We start from the raw sequence: 19,832 nt of genomic DNA on the forward strand, positions 1-19,832 counted from the left end.
AAAGAAAAGCGGCGGCACAATCAACAAGCCCGCATCATTAATATGGAAAAATAGGAGCGTATCGGATCGCGGCTTTGCGCGATGCGGCGTTTCTGCGGCAATTCCCTGGCTCGTGCCTCACGGCCTCGCCATGATTCCGTCTGCCAATACCGGGTTCTGCTGGAAATAAGCGGCTGCGGAGGGCAGCGCGTCGTCAGCTTGCGCCTGCGATAGCGGATTCGCTTTCGGTTGCGCGATTTTTGGCTGCGGGATTTTCGGCCCGGATGAAGTTTTAAGATGCTTGGACCAAGCGGGTGGGAATCGACTGCTCATCATGTCCGGCTAGCAAAAAGAGGTGGCCGAATCCAGCATGACAAATTGCTGGCTGGGAGCAACTTGCGCCAACCATCCGGTCACGTTAGCAAGAAAGCCCCTTGCAAGCGAGCTTCCGACATGCGTCAGCGCCCTCTCCTCACACCCGTCATCGCCGCGCTTCCGTCTACCGTGCCGTTTGTCGGCCCCGAAGCGCAGGAGCGTGAGCGCGGGCGCGCTTTCCGTGCCCGCATCGGCGCCAATGAGAGCAGCTTTGGCCCCTCGCCGCGCGTCATCGCCCGCATGGAGAGCGTCGCGCGCGACCAGTGGATGTATTGCGATCCCGACAATTTCGACCTGAAAGTCGCGGCCGCTGCGCATCACAACGTGGCTGTCGAGAACGTCGTTGTCGGCGAAGGCATCGACGGCCTGCTCAGCCTGGTGGCGCGCATGTATGTGGCGCCAGGCGATGCGGTGGTCACCTCGCTCGGCGCCTATCCGACCTTCAACTTCCACATTGCCGGTGTCGGCGGCCGACTGGTGACCGTCCCTTACGAGAACAACAGGGAAAGCCTGGACGGTCTGCTCGCGGCGGTCGTCAGGGAGAAGGCGCCGCTGGTCTATCTGTCCAATCCGGACAATCCGATGGGCAGCTGGTGGGAAGCCGACGAGGTCATCCGCTTCATGCAAGCCTTGCCGGAAACCACCATGCTGGTGCTCGACGAGGCCTATGGCGAATTGGGGCCGGCCTCGGCCCTGCCGCCGATCGATATCTCGCGGCCAAACGTCATCCGCATGCGAACCTTTTCGAAGGCCTACGGACTTGCCGGCATACGGTGCGGCTATGCGTTGGCCGAGACGCAGGTGATCAGCGACTTCGAGAAGATCCGCAACCATTACGGCGTCAGCCGCATGGCGCAGATCGCCGGCGTCGAGGCGCTCGCCGACCAGGCCTATCTCGAGACGGTGGTGGCCCGGGTGGCCGCCGGACGGCGGCGCATCACCAATATCGCCGAACAGAACGGGTTGAAGCCGCTCGCCTCGGCGACCAATTTCGTCACCATCGACTGCGGCCATGACGGTGCTTTCGCTCTGAAAGTGCTTCAGGGACTTTTGTCGCGCGACGTCTTCATCCGCAAGCCGATGGCGCCAGGGCTCGACCGCTGCATCCGCGTCAGTGTCGGTCTCGACCATGAACTGGATATCTTCGCCGAGGAATTGCCCGGCGCGTTGGCAGCGGCGCGCGGAAACTAGGGTAGTTCGCGGCGCTCGGGAGTCGTCGCTGCGCCGAGCAGATGCCTGACACGCGTCAGCACATCCGACAACTCCGCGGCTTGCCTGTCGTTCAGGCCCGCGGTCAGGCGCCCGAGATCACGATTAGTGGCGCGGAGAATTTGCGAAGGATTCTCCGACCGCGTAAGCCGCCGGTTCGAAATTGGATGAAATTATCCATCTTCCGCAGGAATCCCAAGCTTTTCGGGCTGGATAGCGCCTCAAGCCAATTGCCTTCGTTCGGTGCTGCGCCAGACTCTATGCAAGGGAGCGAGCCATGAGTGATCGGAAAAGGGCAGTGCAGGCGCGCATATACGGCACGGTCCAAGGTGTCGGCTATCGGATCTGGGCGCGAGGCGAAGCGACGAGGTTCGGGCTGCTGGGCTGGGTGCGTAACGAACGAGACGGCTCGGTTACGGCATGGCTTACCGGCGCCGACGCAGCCATCGCGGCCATGATCGAACGGCTTCGGCAAGGCCCGCCCGGCGCGGCTGTCTCGCGGATCGATCTAGAGGAGATGGAGACCTCGATCACGCCTGAAGATTTCAGGATCATAGCATAGGCAGGTCCCACCTCCTCTTGAATTAATTGAACGTTCGTTTTATTATTGCCGTCCAACGAGGCGACGATGGCACGAACCACAGGATCAGACGGCGAGCGAACCGAAGCGGCAGTCCGCGACGCGGCGGTCACCCTGATAGCGCGCCACGGCTATGAAGCGATGTCGATGCGCCAGTTGGCCGCCGAGGTCGGCGTGCAGGCAGCCGCGCTCTACCGCTATTTCCCGACCAAGGAAGACCTGCTGTTCACGCTGATGCGCGAGCATATGCAAGGGCTTCGCGAGGCCTGGGAGCAGACTAGGCCAGCCGGCGCGGATCCGGCGTGGCAGCTTGCCGCCTATGTGCGCAACCACATCGCCTTTCATATCGAACGCCGCCACGCCACGCATGTCTCGAACATGGAATTGCGCAGCCTGTCGCCCGACAGGCTGACACAGATCCTGCGCATGCGCACGGCTTACGAAAAGGAACTGCGTTCCATCCTGCGCGATGGCGCCGAGGCCGGAGTCTTTCACATCGAGGACACCGGCCTGACGGCCATGGCGCTGATCCAGATGATGACCGGCGTCATCGTCTGGTTCCGGCCAGGCGAGCGATTGTCGATCGCCGAGGTCACGGCGACATATCTCTCGATGACAATGCGCCTGGTCGGCGCGAACGTCGGCATTGGTACCGGGGAGGAACGGCATGTACACGAACACGCTCGGCTTCGGGCATGACGAGGATATCGAGGCGCTGCGCGACATGGTCAGGCGCTTCGCGCAGGACAGGATCGCGCCGATCGCCGCCGACATCGATCGCGACAACGAATTCCCGGCGCATCTGTGGCGCGAACTCGGCGCGCTCGGCCTGCTCGGCATAACCGCCGATCCCGATTTCGGCGGCAGCGGCATGGGCTATCTCGCCCACGTGATCGCGGTCGAGGAGATTTCGCGCGCCTCCGCATCGGTCGGCCTCTCCTATGGCGCCCACTCCAATCTCTGCGTCAACCAGATCAACCGGTGGGCTACGCCGGCACAGAAGGAAAAATACCTGCCGCCGCTGTGTTCGGGCGAGCACGTCGGCGCACTCGCCATGTCGGAGCCGGGAGCCGGCTCCGACGTGGTCTCGCTCAAGCTGCGCGCCGAAAAACGCAATGACCGCTATGTGCTCAACGGCACCAAGATGTGGATCACCAACGGCCCGGACGCCGAAACGCTGGTCGTCTACGCCAGGACCGACCCGGAACGGGAATCGCGCGGCATCACCGCCTTCATCGTCGAAAAGGCGATGCCGGGATTTTCGGTGGCGCAGAAACTCGACAAGCTCGGCATGCGGGGATCCAACACCGGCGAACTGGTTTTCTGCGATGTCGAGGTGCCGTTCGACAATCTGCTGCACGAAGAAGGACGCGGCGTCGAGGTGCTGATGTCCGGGCTCGACTATGAGCGCACCGTGCTTGCCGGCGGCCCGATCGGCCTGATGGCGGCATGCCTCGACGTGGCGATCCCCTATGTTCACGAGCGTAAGCAGTTCGGCCAGCCGATCGGGGAATTCCAGCTGGTACAAGGCAAGCTTGCCGACATGTATACGGCGATGAGCGCCGCGCGCGCCTACGTCTACGCCGTCGCCGCCGCCTGCGACCGCGGCCAGACCACCCGCAAGGATGCCGCCGGCTGCGTGCTGTTTGCCGCCGAGAGAGCGACACAGATGGCGCTCGACGCCATCCAGTTGCTTGGCGGCAACGGCTATATCAACGACTATCCGACCGGCCGGCTTTTGCGCGACGCCAAGCTCTACGAGATCGGCGCCGGCACCAGCGAAATCCGCCGCTGGCTGATTGGGCGGGAAATCATGGCGGAGGGGGTGTGAGCATGGCCACGCTGCAAACCCAGATCTCGCCCTCCTCCGAAACCTTCCGCGCCAATGCCGAGCGCATGCGGGCTCTGGTTGCCGACATCGCTGAAAAAGCCGCGGCCGTCGAGCGCGGCGGCTCGGATGAGGCACGTGAGCGCCATGTCGGTCGCGGCAAGCTGTTGCCGCGCGAACGCCTGGCGCAATTGCTGGACATCGGTTCGCCCTTCCTCGAGATCGGCCAGTTCGCGGCGTGGTCCATGTATGGCGAGGAGATTTCGTCGGCCGGCCTGATCGCCGGCATCGGCCGCGTCGAGGGCACCGAGGTGATGGTCGTCGTCAACGACGCCACGGTGAAGGGCGGCACCTACTATCCGCTGACAGTGAAGAAGCATCTGCGCGCACAGGAGATCGCGCTGCAGAACAACCTGCCTTGCGTCTATCTGGTCGACAGCGGCGGCGCCAATCTGCCCAACCAGGACGAGGTCTTTCCCGACCGCGAGCATTTCGGGCGCATCTTCTACAACCAGGCCAACATGTCGGCTGCCGGCATTCCGCAGATCGCCTGCGTCATGGGTTCCTGCACCGCTGGCGGCGCCTATGTGCCGGCGATGTCGGACGAGACGATCATGGTGCGCAACCAGGCGACCATCTTCCTCGGCGGACCGCCGCTGGTGAAAGCGGCCACCGGCGAGGATGTCAGCGCCGAGGAGTTGGGCGGCGCGGATGTGCATACCAGGCTTTCCGGCGTCGCCGATCACTACGCGCTGGACGACGAACACGCGCTCGCCATTTGCCGGCGCATCATCAAGAATCTGAATCGGAACAAGGCTGTAAGCCTGAGCTTACAGAAATCGATTCCGCCGCTTCATCCTGCGGATGAGCTTTATGGCATCGTCCCGACCGATCTGCGCCAGCCCTATGACGCGCGCGAAGTCATCGCGCGCGTCGTCGACGGCTCCGAATTCGATGAGTTCAAGCAGAACTACGGCACGACGCTGATCACCGGCTTTGCCCACCTCCACGGCATGCCGGTGGGCATCATCGCGAACAATGGCGTGCTGTTTTCCGAGAGCGCGCTGAAGGGCGCGCACTTCATCGAATTGTGCTGTCAGCGCAAGATTCCGCTGGTTTTCCTGCAGAACATCACCGGCTTCATGGTCGGCAGGAAATACGAGGCGGGCGGCATCGCCAAGGACGGCGCCAAGTTGGTGATGGCGGTGGCGACCGCCAGGGTGCCGAAAGTGACCGTGATCATCGGCGGTTCGTTCGGGGCCGGCAATTACGGCATGTGCGGCCGCGCCTACTCACCGCGCTTCCTTTGGATGTGGCCCAACGCCCGCATCTCGGTGATGGGCGGCGAGCAGGCGGCAACCGTACTTGCCATGGTCAAGCGCGAGGGCATCGAGCGCAAGGGCGGGGAATGGAGCGCCGAGGAGGAGGCGAAATTCAAGAAGCCGATCCTGATGAAATACGAGCATGAGGGTCATCCGCTCTATTCCTCGGCAAGGCTCTGGGACGACGGCATCATCGATCCGGCCAGGACACGCGAGGTGCTGGCGCTCAGCCTGTCGGCCGCGCTCAACGCCGAGATCGAGGGAACACGCTTCGGTGTGTTCAGGATGTGATGATGAGCGCCACGGGCGACCGGATCAGCGTTCACACCGGCGACATCACCAAGCTGGCTGTCGATGCCATCGTCAACGCAGCCAACTCCTCGCTGCTCGGTGGCGGCGGGGTCGACGGAGCCATTCACCGCGCCGCCGGGCCGGAGCTCGAATTCGAATGTCGCATGCTCAATGGCTGCAAGACCGGCGATGCAAAGCTGACCAAGGGTTACCGGCTGCCGGCCCGCCATATCATCCATACGGTCGGGCCGGTTTGGCAGGGCGGCGGCAAGGGCGAGGCAGAACTGCTCGCCTCCTGCTACCGGCGCTCGCTCGAAATCGCTTTTGCCAATGACTGCCGGACAATTGCCTTTCCAGCAATCTCGACTGGTGTCTACCGGTATCCGAAGGCTGAAGCGACTGCGATCGCGGTCCGCACGGTCGACAGCTTCCTCGCACGGAACACATCGCCGGAAACCGTTACTTTCTGCTGCTTCGATGACCCGACTTCAGAACTATACCGAAGAGCCATTGCTACTCTGGGGAAGCTGAACTGTATGGACCAATCGATTCATCACCATAGCCAAATGAAAATTTCCACCGGCGAACTAGCGGCGGCACCGAATATTCGCTATTGCTCACACCGGGTTGGGCAATTGGCGTGGGGTGAAAATGGTTCCGAAATATTGTCGCAAGTCGGCTGCGTCGATACTTGCAGGAATACTAATGTTCTCGGCGACCGGCATGAGCATGGCCGAATCGCTTGCAGGCAGCAAAGGCCACATTCGTTTCCCGGTCTATTTGGCACCAGGTTCCACCGGCGGCTGCGGCAAGCATTACCGCGAATACGTCGCGGCACGCGGCCATTCCGCCTATGCAATGACGCCATTCAACTGGGCGACCGAGTTCACGATCTGCGGCATCTCTCTCAACGCGCCGTCACAACAGGCGGCCGAGTCCAAGGCAATGCAGTCCTGCCAGGCGGCCCGCAAACAATGGAAGGTCTCCACAGCCGGTGCCTGCGGCCTCGCCGCGTCAAAATAGGCCATCGGCCGCAAACACTTTTTTCCTGGGGGGAGCAGAATGAAATCCATGATCATCAAACGGGCAGCCGCATCGATGCTGGCCGGCCTGCTTGTCGTGATGACAGTCGGCGCCGCGACGGCGGGATCACTGGCGGGGAGCAAGGGAGACGTGCATTTTCCGCCAACCATGGGCTCGGATCCGAAGAGCGAATGCAACGTTGCCTACAAGGCTTATATCGCGGCGAGCGGCCATTCGGCCTACGCCACGACTTTTTATTCGCGCGTTGTCGACCTCTACATCATCTGCGGGACGAAGCTCAATGCGCCGTCGCAGAAGGCGGCGGAAGATATGGCGCTGCGCAGCTGCCAGGCCGGCTTGACGCGGTGGAAGGTCAAGACCGCGAGCGGCGGCTGCGCTATCTCGGCGTCGAAGTAGGCAACCAGACGAGATTTTTTTCCGAGGGGGGGGAGCAACATGAGATCCACGAATTCCGGACGGACAGCTACGGCGATACTGGCCGGGTTGTTAATGATCACTTCGTCCGGTTTCGGCGTGGCCGGATCACTGGCGGGAAGCGAGGGAGACAAGCGTTTCCCGCCGTCTTTGAATGGCGATCCGAAGTCGCCGTGCACAAAGGCCTACAAGGCCTATGTCGCGGCCACCGGCCATTCCGCCTATGCCACCACGCCGTACTCCAGGGTGGTTTCTCTCTACATCCTCTGCGGCGCGCGGCTGAACGCGCCGTCGCAAAAGATGGCGGAGGAACTGGCCATGAAATCCTGTCTGGGCACGCGCGCTCACTACAAAGTGACAAACGGCGGCGCCTGCGAGATCGCCGCGTCCAAATAAGCAGGCGCCTGCCGGAATGGCGCCGCCCGACGCAAATCCGGGAGGCTCCATGTTCACGAAAATCCTGATCGCCAATCGGGGCGAGATCGCTTGCCGCGTCATCCGCACCGCCCGCAAGCTTGGCGTGCACACCGTCGCCGTCTATTCGGATGCCGATGCGAGATCCCTGCATGCCGAGATGGCCGACGAGGCGGTCCATATCGGTCCCTCGCCTGTCGGCGAGAGCTATCTGCGCGGCGACAGGATTGTCGCGGCGGCGCTGGGAACGGGGTCGCAAGCTATTCATCCCGGTTACGGATTCCTGTCGGAGAACCCCGATTTCGTCGACCAGGTGGTGGCGGCGGGCCTCATTTTCATCGGCCCGTCGGCGGCCTCGATCCGCGCCATGGGGCTGAAGGACGCTGCCAAGCGGTTGATGGAGAAGGCCGGCGTTCCGGTGGTTCCGGGCTATCATGGCGAGGCGCAGGAGATCGTGCTGCTTGCCTCAAAGGCCCGCGAGATCGGCTATCCCGTGCTGATCAAGGCGCGTGCCGGCGGCGGCGGCAAGGGCATGCGGCGCGTCGAGCATCCCGATGATTTTTCCGAGGCGCTGTCCAGCGCCAGGCGCGAGGCCAAGGCCGCCTTCGGCGACGACCGCGTCCTGGTCGAGAAATATGTCGACAAGCCACGGCACATCGAGGTGCAGGTATTCGGCGACAATTTCGGCAATGCCGTGCATCTCTATGAGCGCGACTGCTCGGCGCAACGCCGCCACCAGAAGGTGATCGAGGAGGCCCCCGCCCCCGGCATGACGCCGGCTTTGCGCAAGGCGATGACGGAGGCGGCGGTAAAGGCCGCCAAGGCAATCAACTATTCCGGCGCCGGCACCATCGAATTCATCGTCGACGCCTCGCAAGGCCTCAAGCCCGACCGCTTCTGGTTCATGGAAATGAATACCCGCCTGCAGGTCGAGCATCCGGTCACAGAGATGGTCACCGGCACCGATCTGGTCGAGTGGCAATTGCGGGTCGCCAGCGGCGAAAAACTGCCGAAGACACAAAGCGAGATCGCGCTTTCCGGCCATGCTTTCGAAGCGCGCATCTATGCCGAGGACGCGGCCAAGGGGTTTCTGCCGGCGACGGGCACGCTGCACCATTTGAAATTTCCGGGCGTCGCCCCCGAAGGTGCGGCGATGCGCATCGAGACCGGCGTGCGGGCCGGCGATGCCATCTCGCCCTATTACGACCCCATGATCGCGAAGCTGGTCGTCCATGCCGGGGACAGACAGGCGGCGCTGGAAGCGCTCCGCGCAGCGCTCGCGCAAACGGAGATTGCCGGGTCCACCGTCAACACCGCTTTTCTTGCCGCTCTTGCCGCCGATCCGGATTTTGCAGCAGGCGACGTCGATACCGGCCTGATCGGCCGGCACCAGGAAGCGCTGACGGCTATAGCGCCGCCGACCGGCGAAATCATCTCGGCCGCCGCCCTGGCGGCCTCGGGTGCCGGAGCATTGCCATGGTCGGACGATCCGTGGTCGTCGCTTGCCGGCTATGCGCATTTTCAGGCCCTGGTGCGGCGCATGCGGCTGAAGTTCGGCGACGAGGCAATTCAGGCAAAGGTTTCAATGCGGCCGGACGGACGCTTTCAGGTGGCGCTCGATGCGCCTTACGACAGCATCAATTCGCATGACCTTCGCGCCGTTCCCCGCCTTGCCCGCTGGCCTGGCCACATCACGGTGTACGAAGGCGCCGTCGGCTATACTTTCACCGTGCCGGATTCCCTGGCGAGGAGCGATGATGCGGCTGCCGCCTCCGGCAGCCTGCGCGCGCCGATGCCAGGTCTCGTCAAGCTTGTGCGCGTGGCGAAAGGCGACGCTGTGATCAAAGGGCAAATTCTGCTGATCCTCGAGGCGATGAAGATGGAGCACACCATCGCCGCCCCGCATGACGGGGTGATTGCCGAGATCGCCGGGGAAGGGTCACAGGTCAACGACGGCACGGTGCTGGTGCGGTTCGTCGAGGAACAGGGCGCATCGACCACCGCAACCGGCCGATAGGATAGAAGGAGCGCATCGCGAGCCGCAAACAGAAATGGCCGGGACGAACCCGGCCAGTTCCTTAGATTATCTGATCGCCAGAGCGGTTACTGCGCGATCGGTGCGTATTTGCCGTTGTGCCACTGGTTGATGTCGTAGCTGGCATTCTTGAGGTCGCCCTTCTCGTCGAAGGTGACGTCGCCGACAACGGTGCTGATCGGCGTGCCGTTCTTCAACGCTTCGGCAACCTTGGCCGGATCGTCGCTGCCGGCACGCTTGATGCCTTCGGCGAAAGCCTGGACCACGGCGTAGGAGAACAGCGTGAAGCCTTCCGGGACGAAGCCGCCGGCCTTGATCTTCTCGACGGCCGCCTTGGCTTCCGGCTTAGCCTGCGGATCCGACGGGAACACGAACATGGTTCCCTCGCCGGCCGGGCCGGCAACCTGCCAGAACTCCGGCGAGGCGATCGAATCCGGCATGATCAGCTGGAACTTCAGGTTCTGCTCCGCAGCCTGACGCAGGATCAGGCCGGCCTCAGGATGGTAGCCACCGAAATAGACGACATCGGCCTTGAGATCCTTCAGCTTGGTGACAAGTGCCGAATAGTCCTTCTCGCCGGGGTTGATGGCATCATAGTAGACTTCCTTGAGGCCGCCAGCGTTCATGGTCGCCCTGACGGCGTCCGCCACGCCCTGACCGTAGGCGCTCTTGTCGTGCAGGATCACGACATTCTTGCCGGCATACTTCTTGGCGATCCACGGACCGATGAAGGCGCCCTGCGCGTCGTCACGCGTATAAAGACGCATGATCGTCGACCAGCCGTTCTTGGCCGCCGCATCGGTCAGCACCGGGTTCGAGGACGCCGGGCTCATCATCAGCGCCCCGGCTTCGGCATAGACCGCCGAGGCCGGAATGCTCGAACCCGAGCAGGCATGGCCGTCGATGAACTTGACGCCGTTGGCAACGATGCGGTTGGCGACCGACACGGCTTGCTTGGGATCGCACTGGTCGTCCTCAATGTCGAGCTTGATCATCGAGCCGTTGACGCCGCCCGCGGCGTTGATGGCATCGGCCGCGGCCTGTGCGCCTTGCTTGAACTGATCGCCGATGGTCGCGAGCTGTCCGGTCATCGGGCCGACCACCGAGACGGTGATGTCGTCGGCGAATGCGACCGGCCCACTCATCATCAGGCCGAAAATGGCCGCGCTCAAAATCCTCATTTTTTTCATGACAATAGAACTCCTCCACTCACGCGCGGCCGCCCGGCCGCGCTTCTTCCAGAGAAGCGGGACAATTTCATCCTTCATAGGGCCTGTCTAGGCGCATTGCCGCCGCTCGATTGGGCCTGCGCGGCCTCATCCACGCAAAAAGCCACGCCAGCCTTGTTTCGGCTGGTCGTGGCTTTTTTGCCTGTCAGGCTGTTTCCCCGGCGCCCCCGCGCTGTGAACCCAACCCACCTTCCCCGTCTTCCTGTTGGCCATGATCTTGCCGAAACCCCGATTCCACTTTTCGGGATCATGGTCCGTCGCGCGGCTTGGACCTGTCGGCCTGCCGCATTCTCTTTATTGATGGCCTGTGGCCTCGCTATCTGCGCAGCCTTCTCCCTGTTGGCCCGACCGTCTTTCAGCGGTCTTGGCCGGAGCGTCCCCGCCTGACGGATCTCAGTGCATGGTCATCCATTCGCGGGCTTCGCGCAGGGCCTTGGCGATCTCGACCTTCGACATCGCCGCCGACAGTTCCGAGCGCAACTCCGCGGCGCGGGCCGAACCCTTGATGGCGGCGATGTTGAACCATTTGTGGGCGGCAACGACGTCGGTCTCGCAATCGCGACCGGTCGCATACATCATGCCCAGTTCGAAAAGAATGTCGGCCTGGGCAGTTGCCCCCATGGCGCCGAAGCCTGCTTCAAGCATTTCAAAACGTGCCATTTTAGTCCCCTGTCTGGCTCCCGAGAGCTGCCTCCGTTTGTCTTGTCCGGGCCGCTCTTTCGATGCTTTCGAGAATGCCGCGCAGGCTTGAACCCGTCGTTAAATGGCGTGCTTAATTTGAGGAAAACAAAGCTAAAACAAGAGGTAAACGCGGAAATTCGTTAAGGATACGAAGCCAGCAATTCGGCTGGTTTTCGTCAAATTTGACGAAAATTTTTGGGGCCGCAATCAACACTCCGCTAACCACGGGAAACAAACGCGACGCGCCGATCGTTTTCATTTCCGCGCCGACCAGGCGAATTCAGGCGCTTTCAAAATGCCGAAGTCTTCCGTCGCGGCACCGCTTTTGTTTTGACGGAAGCTGAATTAGCTTACGTTTGCGTAAGCGGCAGACCGGCGAGGCCGAGCATCCGGCCGGCTATCCAAAGGGAGGAAGACATGTTTCGAAAAGTGAGCCTGGCCCTGGCGGCCACTTTGATGCTGGGCGGCGCGGCATGGGCCGATCCGATCGAGGGCAACTGGAAAACGCAGGCGGGCGACACCGCGGCCATTTCAGGCGGCGGTTCATTTTCCATCACGCTCAAGTCCGGTAAATATGCCGGCAAGACCATCGGCTCGCTCACGGCAGCCGGCGATAACAAATATACCGGCAACATCACCGATCCGGCAAACGACAAGACCTATTCCGGCAAGGCGACATTATCGGGTGCCTCGCTCAAGATGAGCGGTTGCGTGCTCGGCGGACTGATCTGCAAGAGCCAGATCTGGCACAAGCTCTGATCGTCAATCCCCTTGTGATCTCAAAACGGGGCCTGGCGGGCCCCGTTTTCGTTTTATCGAGGCGCAGGCAGTGGCGCTCGATCGGCATTCGGGTAGCCGGCAAGCCAGCCAATATCCCGTCAATCAATTTGAACCGCAGATGAACGCCGGCATCAGGGCCGGTTCAGAGGCGTCAGCGCATTCTCCGGCGTGTTGAAGGAGACACGGACCCAATGCTTGCTCGCCGCTTCACCATCGTCTGCCTGCTGATGAGCCTGTTTGGAATGTTCTTCGCCATCCTCGTCGCCGAAGCGGGCCGTTCCCCCCGCTCGTGGGACGAAGCCACCAGAATGTGCCGCCTCGCCTGCCCGACCAACCTTCGCCACTGAAACAGAGAACCTCGAAAAGAAAAGCACAGACATCATGAACCGCATCGCCGCCAATCTCTCCAGGATCCTCCGGCTGCTGCCGCGGGCGGCGCTTATCCTGATGCTCCTGGCCGCTCCGGTCCTGGCAGTGCCGATGATGCGCGCCGATGCCGGCTCGACGATCGAGGCGCCGGCGCTCAGAAAGTCCGGCGTCGGGTTCGTGCTGCTGGTCAGCCTGCAGCGCGGATAAAGAAAAAATGGCGCTTTGAGCGCCTTCGGCGGCGAGCCCCCTCCCAACCGCCCGTCCAAGTCTCTATATTGAGCCATGGAAAAGCGAATCTACCCCCAAGCCATCGAATCGGTTGTCATGCCCGAGCCTTTTGGCCGGCAAAGCTTCGACAACGCCAAAAAGGCCGTTGCCGCGCTCGAGGTGCTCTACGACCGCAACACCAAGTTCCTGCGCGACTCCTTTGCGGCACTTGCCGCGGGCGGCGACAGCAGCAAACGTTACCGGGCCTTCTATCCTCAGATCGGCGTCACCACGAGTTCGTTCACCCAGGTCGACTCGCGCCAGGCCTATGGCCACATGCCGACACCAGGTCATTTCGCTACCACGGTCACCCAGCCGATCCTGTTCGAAGCCTATCTCACCGAGCAACTTCGGCTGATCATGCGCAATCACGGGGTGTCGGTGACGGTCTCTGAATCGACCACGCCGATCCCGCTGCATTTTGCTTTCCTGGAAGGCACCTATGTCGACGGCGCCGCTGCCGAACGTATCGAGCGGCCGATCCGCGACCTGTTCGACGTGCCGGACCTCGACGGCACCGACGACCAGATCGCCAACGGTACGTTCGAGGCCGCCTTCGGCGAGCCCCGGCCGCTGGCGCCGTTCACGGCGCAGCGCATCGATTATTCACTGCACCGCATGACGCATTACACCGCAACCAGCCCGCAGCATTTCCAGAACTTCGTGTTGTTCACCAACTATCAGTTCTACATCGACGAGTTCGTCGCCCGCGCCCGCGACCTGATGGAAAAAGGTGGTGACGGCTACGCGGAATTTGTCGAACCTGGCAACGTTATCACCCGGGCCGGGCAGCGCGCGCCCAGCGAGGGCGTAGCGCCGCAGCGCCTGCCGCAGATGCCGGCCTATCATCTGAAGAAGCCGAACCATGGCGGCATCACCATGGTCAATATCGGCGTGGGCCCTTCCAACGCCAAGACCATCACCGACCATATCGCGGTGCTTCGGCCGCATGCCTGGGTGATGCTTGGTCACTGCGCCGGCCTGCGCAACACCCAGGCGCTGGGTGACTATGTGCTGGCGCATGCCTATGTGCGCGAGGACCACGTGCTGGACGACGATCTGCCGGTCTGGGTGCCGATTCCGCCGCTGGCCGAGATCCAGGTTGCGCTGCAGGAAGCGGTCGCCGAGGTCACCGGCCTGTCGGGCTATGATTTGAAGCGCATCATGCGCACCGGCACCGTCGCCACTATCGACAACCGCAACTGGGAACTGCGCGACCAGCGCGGACCGGTGCAGCGCCTGTCGCAGTCGCGCGCGATCGCGCTCGATATGGAATCGGCGACGATCGCGGCCAATGGCTTCCGCTTTCGCGTCCCCTACGGCACGCTGCTGTGCGTTTCCGACAAGCCGCTGCATGGCGAACTGAAATTGCCTGGGATGGCGACCGAGTTCTACAAACGCCAGGTGGCGCAGCACCTGACCATCGGCATCAGGGCGATGGAGAAGCTGGCCGAGATGCCGATGGAGCGGCTGCATTCACGCAAGCTCCGGAGCTTTTCGGAGACAGCATTCCAGTAGGCGTCGCGCGAAGCCTCGGCGAGGCAATTCGTCGTCTTGCTCAGGCCGCAATTTGGCCGATAAGCAAATCGAACGGATCGACAGGTGGCATTCAGCGGACACGACCTCGCAGACACGACCTCAATGACAACAGGCGCGCGCTTGAACATGACGGCTGGGCTGGCATTCCTGGCGATGACGGCATTGTCGGCGGCTTTGTTGGCCGGGTTCTTCGGCGCGCTGCACCCCGCTTTCGATTCCTTCTCGCATTTCCGCATTCACCTCAGCGTGCTGATGGCGCTTTTGGCGCTGCCCCTGCTTGCGAGTTCCTACCGGCTGCAGGCGGCCGCGGCACTGCTCTTCGCCATCGGCGGCCTGGCCACGACGGCAAGCGCGTTGCCCAGGCCGTGGCCGCAGCCGGCGGTTGCCAAGCCCGCCGACCAGATCGTCTACAGCCTGCTGCAGATGAACCTGCGCTTCAACAACCCAACGCCGAAGAAAGTGCTGTCGCTGATCGGCCGCACCAATCCGGACGTGATCACGCTCGACGAAGTGTCGGCGATGTGGTCGACCGAGCTTGGCTACATCGCCAGCGCCTACCCCTATCGGATCCTCTGCCCCTACCCGAACGGCATGTTCGGCGTGGCGCTGCTGTCGCGCCGGCCGTTTGCCGCCAATACCGCGCCGCGTTGCGAGCCGCGCGGCGCGATGGCGACCGCCACCATCGACTTTGGCGGGAGCGATGTCGATGTCGCCGCGATCCATTTGAGCTGGCCCTGGCCGAAGGAGCAATACTGGCAAATCGGCGAACTGGCGCAGCCACTGGCGGCGCTCGGCGAGACCGCGATCATGGCCGGGGATTGCAACGCCGTGCCATGGAGTGCGGCGGTGCGGCGGGTCGCGGCTCTCGGCGGGCTGAAACTCATGCCTTCAGCCGGTCCGACCTGGATCCACCGGACACTGCCCGACTTCCTGCGCCGCTATGCAGGCCTGCCGATCGACCAGGTGTTCAGCAAGGGCGGGCTGACCATCCTGTCTTCGACGCGGCTGGAGGATACCGGCTCGGATCATCTGCCGGTGCTGGTCGAGTTCTCCGTCCGCACGAGCGACAAGCAACCCCATGACGAGCATGAGAGCGCGCTCGCGGCACGCGACGTTCCAAACAGGCCGCGCGGCTGATCCGAAACGGAGCCAACGCTCGCAGTGCGCACCAGTCAAGGCTTGGTCAGCGCGTCGACAAGGTGCTCGACATGGCCGCCGCCACGATGCTCGCGCGCGTCGAAAGCGTTCTGCTTGGCTTCGTATTCGGCATAGATGGTGTTGATGCGCCGCCTCGCCTCGAGGTGTGTGCCCGTGCAGAACCAGTTGTCCGGACGCTCCAGGCCGGCAAGCGCAGTCTCGGTGGCCCGCATCATGCCTTTCGCAATCCGGCCATGGGTGTGCTCGTGCTTGCGGACGCCGGCCATGAAACGGTCCCAGCGCTTGCGCAGACCTTGGCTTGTCGGCGAGAGCCGCGGGAAGGTGTAGGTCAGGTCGAGTGTGCCGTTGGCCTGTCGCAAATGACAGGCCCCATCCTGGCGGCTGATGTCGAGATCCCAATGTACGGTGTAGCCGGTTTCGGCGATAGCGCGCGTCATATAGCCGTGCTTGGGTCCCTGCCGATCCATGGCCTCGATAAGGTCGGCCCCGGTCTTTCCGGCAACATCATAGCTACGCACGTGAACGACGAGCCTTGTGCCCGCCGATGCGGCTGACACACAGGACAGCACACAGGCCGCGGTGAGCATCGTCAGGCTGGTCAGGCGCATGTCCGCCTCCCCTTTGTCAGTGGCCAAGCAGACCACACTCGGCGCTGCGCTTCAACGGGCTTGAGCGAAGCCGCCCGTTTCGCAACGGCGAGAAACAGATCCGCTGCCGCTCGCATGGCCGGTATTTCTTCCGCCGGGTCGAGACGGCCTGCCGGCGCTCGGCTCACATACCTTGGTAGACCGGTCCTTCACCGCCTTGCGGCGGCACCCAGTCGATGTTCTGGTTCGGGTCCTTGATATCGCAGGTCTTGCAGTGGACGCAATTCTGCGCGTTGATGACGAAGCGCACGTCCTTGGCTTGCGGATCGGCGGCGGCGTTGCCATCCTTGTCCACCCACTCATAGACGCCCGCCGGGCAATAGCGCGTGGAAGGTCCGGCGAAGACATCGTGCTCGGAGCGTTGCTGCAGAGCCATGTCGCCGACGATCAGGTGCACCGGCTCGTTTTCCTCGTGATTGGTGTTGGACAGGAACACCGAGGAGAGCCGGTCGAAGGTGAGCACGCCATCCGGCTTCGGATAGGCGATCTTCTTGTGCTGGGCGGCAGGCTCGAGCGTGGCATAATCGGCCTTGCCATGCTTCAGCGTGCCGAAGGGCGAGACGCCGAACAGCGGGTTCAGCCACATATCGAGGCCGCCGAGGCCGACGCCGATGATGGTGCCGAAGCGCGACCAGAGCGGCTTGACGTTGCGCACCTTCTTCAGGTCCTTGCCGATGTCGGTCGCCCGCCAGGCTTCCTCGTAGGCGGAAAGCTCGTCATTGGCACGGCCGGCGCCAATCGCCTCGGCAACATGATCGGCCGCCAGCATCCCCGACAGCACCGCATTGTGGGAGCCCTTGATGCGCGGCACGTTGACGAAACCCGCCGCGCATCCCATCAGCGCGCCGCCCGGGAACGACAATTTCGGCACCGACTGCCAGCCACCCTCGGTTATGGCGCGCGCGCCATAGCCCAACCGCTTGGCGCCTTCGAAGGTACCCTTGATCGCTGGATGCGTCTTGAAACGCTGGAACTCCTCGAAAGGCGATAGATACGGGTTCTTGTAGTTGAGGTGGACGACGAAACCGACCGCCACCTGATTGTCCTCGAGGTGGTAGAGGAAAGATCCGCCGCCGGTCTTCATGTCGAGCGGCCAGCCGAAGGAATGCTGCACCAGACCCGGCCGATGGTTCTCCGGCTTGACCTGCCAGAGTTCCTTGAGGCCGATGCCGTATTTGCCCGGCTCGCGGCCATCGGAGAGTTTGTATTTGGCGATCAGCTGCTTGGCGAGCGAACCGCGCGCGCCCTCGCCGATGAGCACATACTTGCCCATCAGCGCCATGCCCGGTGCGAAGCCCGGACCGTGCGTGCCGTCCTTCTCGACGCCCATGTCGCCGGTGACGACGCCGGTGACGGCGCCCGCCTCGTTGTAGAGCAGGCCGGTCGCGGCGAAGCCTGGATAGATCTCGACGCCAAGCGCCTCGGCCTTGCCGGCCAGCCAGCGGCAGACGTTACCCAGCGAGACGATGTAGTTGCCGTGGTTGTTCATCAGTGGCGGCATCAGGATGTTGGGCAGGCGGAACGAGCCGGCGGGGCCGAGCACCAGGAAATGGTCCGCCGTGACCGGCGTCTTGAAGGGATGACCATCCTCCTCGCGCCAGCCGGGCAGCAGCCGGTCGATGCCGATCGGATCGACGACGGCACCCGACAGGATATGGGCGCCGACCTCGCCGCCCTTTTCCAGCACGACGACGGAAAGCTCGGGATTGACCTGCTTGAGGCGGATGGCCGCGGCAAGGCCGGCCGGACCGGCACCGACGATGACCACGTCGAATTCCATGCTCTCGCGTTCGATATCGCTCATCAACCCCTCCGCACTGGCTTGCCGCAGTTGGCGTATCTTGCTGGCTCCCGCGCTGCATAGCGCATCAATTGGCGACAGGAAACCGGCGCATACGTGACAATGCGGATTTGGCCAAAAAGTCGCGCATTCCGCGGCACCCAAGCCGTTTCCGTGCGGCGTGGCACGCCCAAGCTTGCGTTTTCTATTGTTCGACGGCTTGCTTATCGGCCATACTTCCCGCCATGCGCATTCCCGGGCCAGGCGGCTTCTCTTCGACGCGCTTTCCATCAACGCCCGGCCGGGCCTGCCGGGCGATTACTTTGGCCCTTCTGGCTTTGGCGCCGGGTCATGCCGTCGCGGATGAAGTGAAGGTCTGGGCGACAGGCGCGTACTCGTTCTCCGACGAGCTTGGCGGTTTCCGCATCACCGGAGCCTCCGGCATCGGAACCAAGGACGATCCGCTGGTGATCACCGAAGAGCTGAATTCGGCGACACCCGTGACGCTGACCATCCGCACCACAAAGCCGATCCAGACATTCGGCAAGGCGGGTGAGTTCGCCAACGGTATCATGTACATGCGCCTTGACGTGCTCAACAACAGCGGCCAGGCTTGGATCGAATTCCAGTTCGAGCTGCAGGAAATACTGGACCAGCCGAGCGTGTTCGGAGACGGGCTTTCGTTCGACCAGCGCAACAAGACGCCCGACAATATCTGGTCGAGCAATTTCGCCGATTTCGATCGCGAGTTCGAACCCTATGACCGGCTGCTGTTCAAGAACGGCAAGGTCGATCCTATGAGGACCGCCAGCTTCGAGTTCCTGATGACCGACTACACGCCGCGATGGACCTTCTATCTCGTGCAGGATCCACGCATACCCACCGGCTAAGCCGCGGCCTCGCCTTGGGATTGGCTGTCGCCACGCCTTCCGAGGTTGCAAATCGACGCCGCCCGGACAATGGTGCGGCCATGACTGCCGCCTCTCCCAACAATCCGGTCGATTTCACCGATCTGCTCGCCTTCTATGCCAGCGCCGGCGTGGACGAGGCTTTGGAGGATGCGCCGGTCGACCGGTTCGCGGAGGCCGCGCCGAAACCGGCGGAACGCATGCCGACGGCGACGCCACGCGAAAGCGGCGCACCGGAGTCGCCCGTGGCTCCGCCGCGCCTCGATAGGCGCGCGGTACCGGATGCTCCGGCCCCGCGCCCGTCGACCTCGGCCGTGCCCGACGAGGCGCAGGCGGCGCTGGCGCGCCAGTTGGCGACCGCGGCAGTGTCCCTCGACGAGCTGCGCCAGCACATGGCCGCTTTCGAGGGCTGCAATCTCAAGGCCACCGCCAAGAACCTCGTATTCGCCGACGGCAACCCGCAAGCCACTGTCATGCTGGTCGGTGAAGCCCCCGGCCGTGACGAGGACATTGAAGGCCTGCCCTTCGTCGGCCGCTCGGGCCGCCTGCTCGACCGCATGCTGGCTGCGATCGGCCTCGACCGAGGCTCGGTCTACATAGCCAATGTCATTCCCTGGCGGCCACCCGGCAACCGCACGCCGACGCCGCACGAGACCGAGATTTGCCGGCCGTTCATCGAGCGTCAGATCGAGCTGGTCAATCCCAAGGTGCTGATCAATCTCGGCGGTCCGTCGGCCAAGACCTTGCTCAACACCTCGGAAGGTATCCTGCGCCTGCGCGGCAACTGGCGCGTCCACACCACGGCGTCCGGCATCGCCATTCCGGCCATGCCGACATTGCACCCGGCCTATCTCTTGCGGACGCCCGCGCACAAGAAGCTCGCATGGCGGGATTTTCTCGAGGTGAAGGCGAAGCTGCGGGCGCTCTCCTAGCGATGACTTCGCAGGTAATTGAAATGCTTTGGCCCGCAGCCTAACCATTCT

General features: G+C 63.0%; 20 protein-coding genes and 1 pseudogene. 17 read left to right on the plus strand and 4 right to left on the minus strand.

Annotated features, from left to right (window positions below):
• Positions 1-432 precede the first annotated feature (432 nt).
• The 10 genes and pseudogenes from FJ970_RS24275 (at position 433) to FJ970_RS24320 (ending at position 9,473) form a co-directional block, all read left to right on the plus strand.
• Positions 433-1,545, plus strand: a complete 1,113-nt coding sequence (locus FJ970_RS24275) for a pyridoxal phosphate-dependent aminotransferase (RefSeq protein WP_140759233.1) — start codon at positions 433-435, stop codon at positions 1,543-1,545.
• A gap of 295 nt (positions 1,546-1,840) precedes the next feature.
• The gene (locus FJ970_RS24280) at positions 1,841-2,125 is read left to right on the plus strand and encodes an acylphosphatase (protein ID WP_140759231.1); all 285 of its coding nucleotides are present in this window, start codon (positions 1,841-1,843) and stop codon (positions 2,123-2,125) included.
• Between the two features lie 66 nt (positions 2,126-2,191).
• On the plus strand, positions 2,192-2,842 hold the full coding sequence (locus FJ970_RS24285; protein WP_140759229.1) for a TetR/AcrR family transcriptional regulator: 651 nt from the start codon (positions 2,192-2,194) through the stop codon (positions 2,840-2,842).
• Positions 2,811-3,974, plus strand: a complete 1,164-nt coding sequence (locus tag FJ970_RS24290) for an isovaleryl-CoA dehydrogenase (protein WP_140759227.1) — start codon at positions 2,811-2,813, stop codon at positions 3,972-3,974. The genes FJ970_RS24285 and FJ970_RS24290 overlap by 32 nt, the downstream gene beginning before the upstream one ends.
• 2 nt (positions 3,975-3,976) lie before the next feature.
• Positions 3,977-5,584 (plus strand): carboxyl transferase domain-containing protein, encoded by a 1,608-nt coding sequence (locus FJ970_RS24295; protein WP_140759225.1) that lies wholly within the window; start codon positions 3,977-3,979, stop codon positions 5,582-5,584.
• 2 nt (positions 5,585-5,586) lie between these two features.
• A pseudogene (locus FJ970_RS24300) lies at positions 5,587-6,108 on the plus strand (O-acetyl-ADP-ribose deacetylase); the annotation flags it as partial.
• A 199-nt stretch (positions 6,109-6,307) separates the two neighbouring features.
• On the plus strand, positions 6,308-6,607 hold the full coding sequence (locus tag FJ970_RS24305) for a hypothetical protein (RefSeq protein ID WP_227791892.1): 300 nt from the start codon (positions 6,308-6,310) through the stop codon (positions 6,605-6,607).
• Positions 6,608-6,646: 39 nt separating this feature from the next.
• Positions 6,647-7,024 carry a hypothetical protein gene (locus FJ970_RS24310; RefSeq protein WP_140759221.1) on the plus strand — a complete coding sequence of 126 codons (378 nt, stop codon included), beginning with the start codon at positions 6,647-6,649 and terminating at the stop codon, positions 7,022-7,024.
• 93 nt (positions 7,025-7,117) lie between these two features.
• Positions 7,118-7,438, plus strand: coding sequence for a hypothetical protein (locus FJ970_RS24315; protein ID WP_227791894.1), 321 nt, complete (start codon positions 7,118-7,120; stop codon positions 7,436-7,438).
• 49 nt (positions 7,439-7,487) lie between these two features.
• A complete protein-coding gene (locus FJ970_RS24320) occupies positions 7,488-9,473 on the plus strand; it encodes an acetyl/propionyl/methylcrotonyl-CoA carboxylase subunit alpha (protein WP_140759219.1) in 1,986 nt (661 codons plus the stop codon).
• Between the two features lie 86 nt (positions 9,474-9,559).
• Here the strand turns inward: FJ970_RS24320 and FJ970_RS24325 are convergent, their stop codons facing one another.
• Entirely contained in the window at positions 9,560-10,681 is a 1,122-nt protein-coding gene (locus FJ970_RS24325) for a branched-chain amino acid ABC transporter substrate-binding protein (protein ID WP_140759218.1), read from the minus strand.
• 432 nt (positions 10,682-11,113) lie between these two features.
• Entirely contained in the window at positions 11,114-11,380 is a 267-nt protein-coding gene (locus FJ970_RS24330) for a sel1 repeat family protein (protein WP_010915070.1), read from the minus strand.
• 438 nt (positions 11,381-11,818) lie between these two features.
• On the opposite strand from FJ970_RS24330, the gene FJ970_RS24335 reads away from it, so the two are divergent.
• From FJ970_RS24335 to FJ970_RS24355, 5 genes are all read left to right on the plus strand, one after another.
• Positions 11,819-12,160 (plus strand): DUF2147 domain-containing protein, encoded by a 342-nt coding sequence (locus FJ970_RS24335; RefSeq protein ID WP_140759217.1) that lies wholly within the window; start codon positions 11,819-11,821, stop codon positions 12,158-12,160.
• Positions 12,161-12,372: 212 nt separating this feature from the next.
• The gene (locus FJ970_RS24340; protein ID WP_181178630.1) at positions 12,373-12,528 is read left to right on the plus strand and encodes a hypothetical protein; all 156 of its coding nucleotides are present in this window, start codon (positions 12,373-12,375) and stop codon (positions 12,526-12,528) included.
• Positions 12,529-12,562: 34 nt separating this feature from the next.
• On the plus strand, positions 12,563-12,757 hold the full coding sequence (locus FJ970_RS24345; RefSeq protein ID WP_140759215.1) for a hypothetical protein: 195 nt from the start codon (positions 12,563-12,565) through the stop codon (positions 12,755-12,757).
• A gap of 117 nt (positions 12,758-12,874) precedes the next feature.
• Positions 12,875-14,335: an AMP nucleosidase gene (locus FJ970_RS24350; RefSeq protein WP_224590567.1), complete on the plus strand. Its 1,461-nt coding sequence runs from the start codon at positions 12,875-12,877 to the stop codon at positions 14,333-14,335.
• Positions 14,336-14,482: 147 nt separating this feature from the next.
• Complete coding sequence (locus FJ970_RS24355; protein ID WP_181178642.1) at positions 14,483-15,493, plus strand: endonuclease/exonuclease/phosphatase family protein; 1,011 nt, start codon at positions 14,483-14,485, stop codon at positions 15,491-15,493.
• 35 nt (positions 15,494-15,528) lie between these two features.
• Here FJ970_RS24355 and FJ970_RS24360 read toward each other — a convergent pair whose 3' ends face one another.
• A complete protein-coding gene (locus FJ970_RS24360) occupies positions 15,529-16,122 on the minus strand; it encodes a DUF922 domain-containing protein (RefSeq protein ID WP_140759209.1) in 594 nt (197 codons plus the stop codon).
• Positions 16,123-16,285: 163 nt separating this feature from the next.
• Complete coding sequence (locus FJ970_RS24365; RefSeq protein ID WP_140759207.1) at positions 16,286-17,965, minus strand: electron transfer flavoprotein-ubiquinone oxidoreductase; 1,680 nt, start codon at positions 17,963-17,965, stop codon at positions 16,286-16,288.
• 221 nt (positions 17,966-18,186) lie between these two features.
• On the opposite strand from FJ970_RS24365, the gene FJ970_RS24370 reads away from it, so the two are divergent.
• Together FJ970_RS24370 and FJ970_RS24375 are read left to right on the plus strand one after the other, a co-directional pair.
• The gene (locus tag FJ970_RS24370; RefSeq protein ID WP_140759205.1) at positions 18,187-18,831 is read left to right on the plus strand and encodes a hypothetical protein; all 645 of its coding nucleotides are present in this window, start codon (positions 18,187-18,189) and stop codon (positions 18,829-18,831) included.
• Between the two features lie 80 nt (positions 18,832-18,911).
• Entirely contained in the window at positions 18,912-19,781 is an 870-nt protein-coding gene (locus FJ970_RS24375; protein WP_140759203.1) for a uracil-DNA glycosylase, read from the plus strand.
• Positions 19,782-19,832 lie beyond the last annotated feature (51 nt).

Origin of the sequence: Mesorhizobium sp. B2-1-8, assembly GCF_006442545.2 — a bacterium.
Lineage (GTDB): Bacteria > Pseudomonadota > Alphaproteobacteria > Rhizobiales > Rhizobiaceae > Mesorhizobium.

What these genes read in the sequence shown, in the direction of transcription:
- FJ970_RS24355 (WP_181178642.1), top strand. Translation starts at nt 14,483, where the DNA reads ATGACGGCTGGGCTGGCATTCCTGGCGATGACGGCATTGTCGGCGGCT.
- FJ970_RS24285 (WP_140759229.1), top strand. Translation starts at nt 2,192, where the DNA reads ATGGCACGAACCACAGGATCAGACGGCGAGCGAACCGAAGCGGCAGTC.
- FJ970_RS24375 (WP_140759203.1), top strand. Translation starts at nt 18,912, where the DNA reads ATGACTGCCGCCTCTCCCAACAATCCGGTCGATTTCACCGATCTGCTC.
- FJ970_RS24350 (WP_224590567.1), top strand. Translation starts at nt 12,875, where the DNA reads ATGCCCGAGCCTTTTGGCCGGCAAAGCTTCGACAACGCCAAAAAGGCC.
- FJ970_RS24275 (WP_140759233.1), top strand. Translation starts at nt 433, where the DNA reads ATGCGTCAGCGCCCTCTCCTCACACCCGTCATCGCCGCGCTTCCGTCT.
- FJ970_RS24325 (WP_140759218.1), bottom strand. Translation starts at nt 10,681, where the DNA reads ATGAAAAAAATGAGGATTTTGAGCGCGGCCATTTTCGGCCTGATGATG.
- FJ970_RS24315 (WP_227791894.1), top strand. Translation starts at nt 7,118, where the DNA reads ATGATCACTTCGTCCGGTTTCGGCGTGGCCGGATCACTGGCGGGAAGC.
- FJ970_RS24365 (WP_140759207.1), bottom strand. Translation starts at nt 17,965, where the DNA reads ATGAGCGATATCGAACGCGAGAGCATGGAATTCGACGTGGTCATCGTC.
- FJ970_RS24290 (WP_140759227.1), top strand. Translation starts at nt 2,811, where the DNA reads ATGTACACGAACACGCTCGGCTTCGGGCATGACGAGGATATCGAGGCG.
- FJ970_RS24310 (WP_140759221.1), top strand. Translation starts at nt 6,647, where the DNA reads ATGAAATCCATGATCATCAAACGGGCAGCCGCATCGATGCTGGCCGGC.
- FJ970_RS24345 (WP_140759215.1), top strand. Translation starts at nt 12,563, where the DNA reads ATGAACCGCATCGCCGCCAATCTCTCCAGGATCCTCCGGCTGCTGCCG.
- FJ970_RS24340 (WP_181178630.1), top strand. Translation starts at nt 12,373, where the DNA reads ATGCTTGCTCGCCGCTTCACCATCGTCTGCCTGCTGATGAGCCTGTTT.
- FJ970_RS24370 (WP_140759205.1), top strand. Translation starts at nt 18,187, where the DNA reads ATGCGCATTCCCGGGCCAGGCGGCTTCTCTTCGACGCGCTTTCCATCA.
- FJ970_RS24330 (WP_010915070.1), bottom strand. Translation starts at nt 11,380, where the DNA reads ATGGCACGTTTTGAAATGCTTGAAGCAGGCTTCGGCGCCATGGGGGCA.
- FJ970_RS24360 (WP_140759209.1), bottom strand. Translation starts at nt 16,122, where the DNA reads ATGCGCCTGACCAGCCTGACGATGCTCACCGCGGCCTGTGTGCTGTCC.
- FJ970_RS24305 (WP_227791892.1), top strand. Translation starts at nt 6,308, where the DNA reads ATGAGCATGGCCGAATCGCTTGCAGGCAGCAAAGGCCACATTCGTTTC.
- FJ970_RS24280 (WP_140759231.1), top strand. Translation starts at nt 1,841, where the DNA reads ATGAGTGATCGGAAAAGGGCAGTGCAGGCGCGCATATACGGCACGGTC.
- FJ970_RS24335 (WP_140759217.1), top strand. Translation starts at nt 11,819, where the DNA reads ATGTTTCGAAAAGTGAGCCTGGCCCTGGCGGCCACTTTGATGCTGGGC.
- FJ970_RS24295 (WP_140759225.1), top strand. Translation starts at nt 3,977, where the DNA reads ATGGCCACGCTGCAAACCCAGATCTCGCCCTCCTCCGAAACCTTCCGC.
- FJ970_RS24320 (WP_140759219.1), top strand. Translation starts at nt 7,488, where the DNA reads ATGTTCACGAAAATCCTGATCGCCAATCGGGGCGAGATCGCTTGCCGC.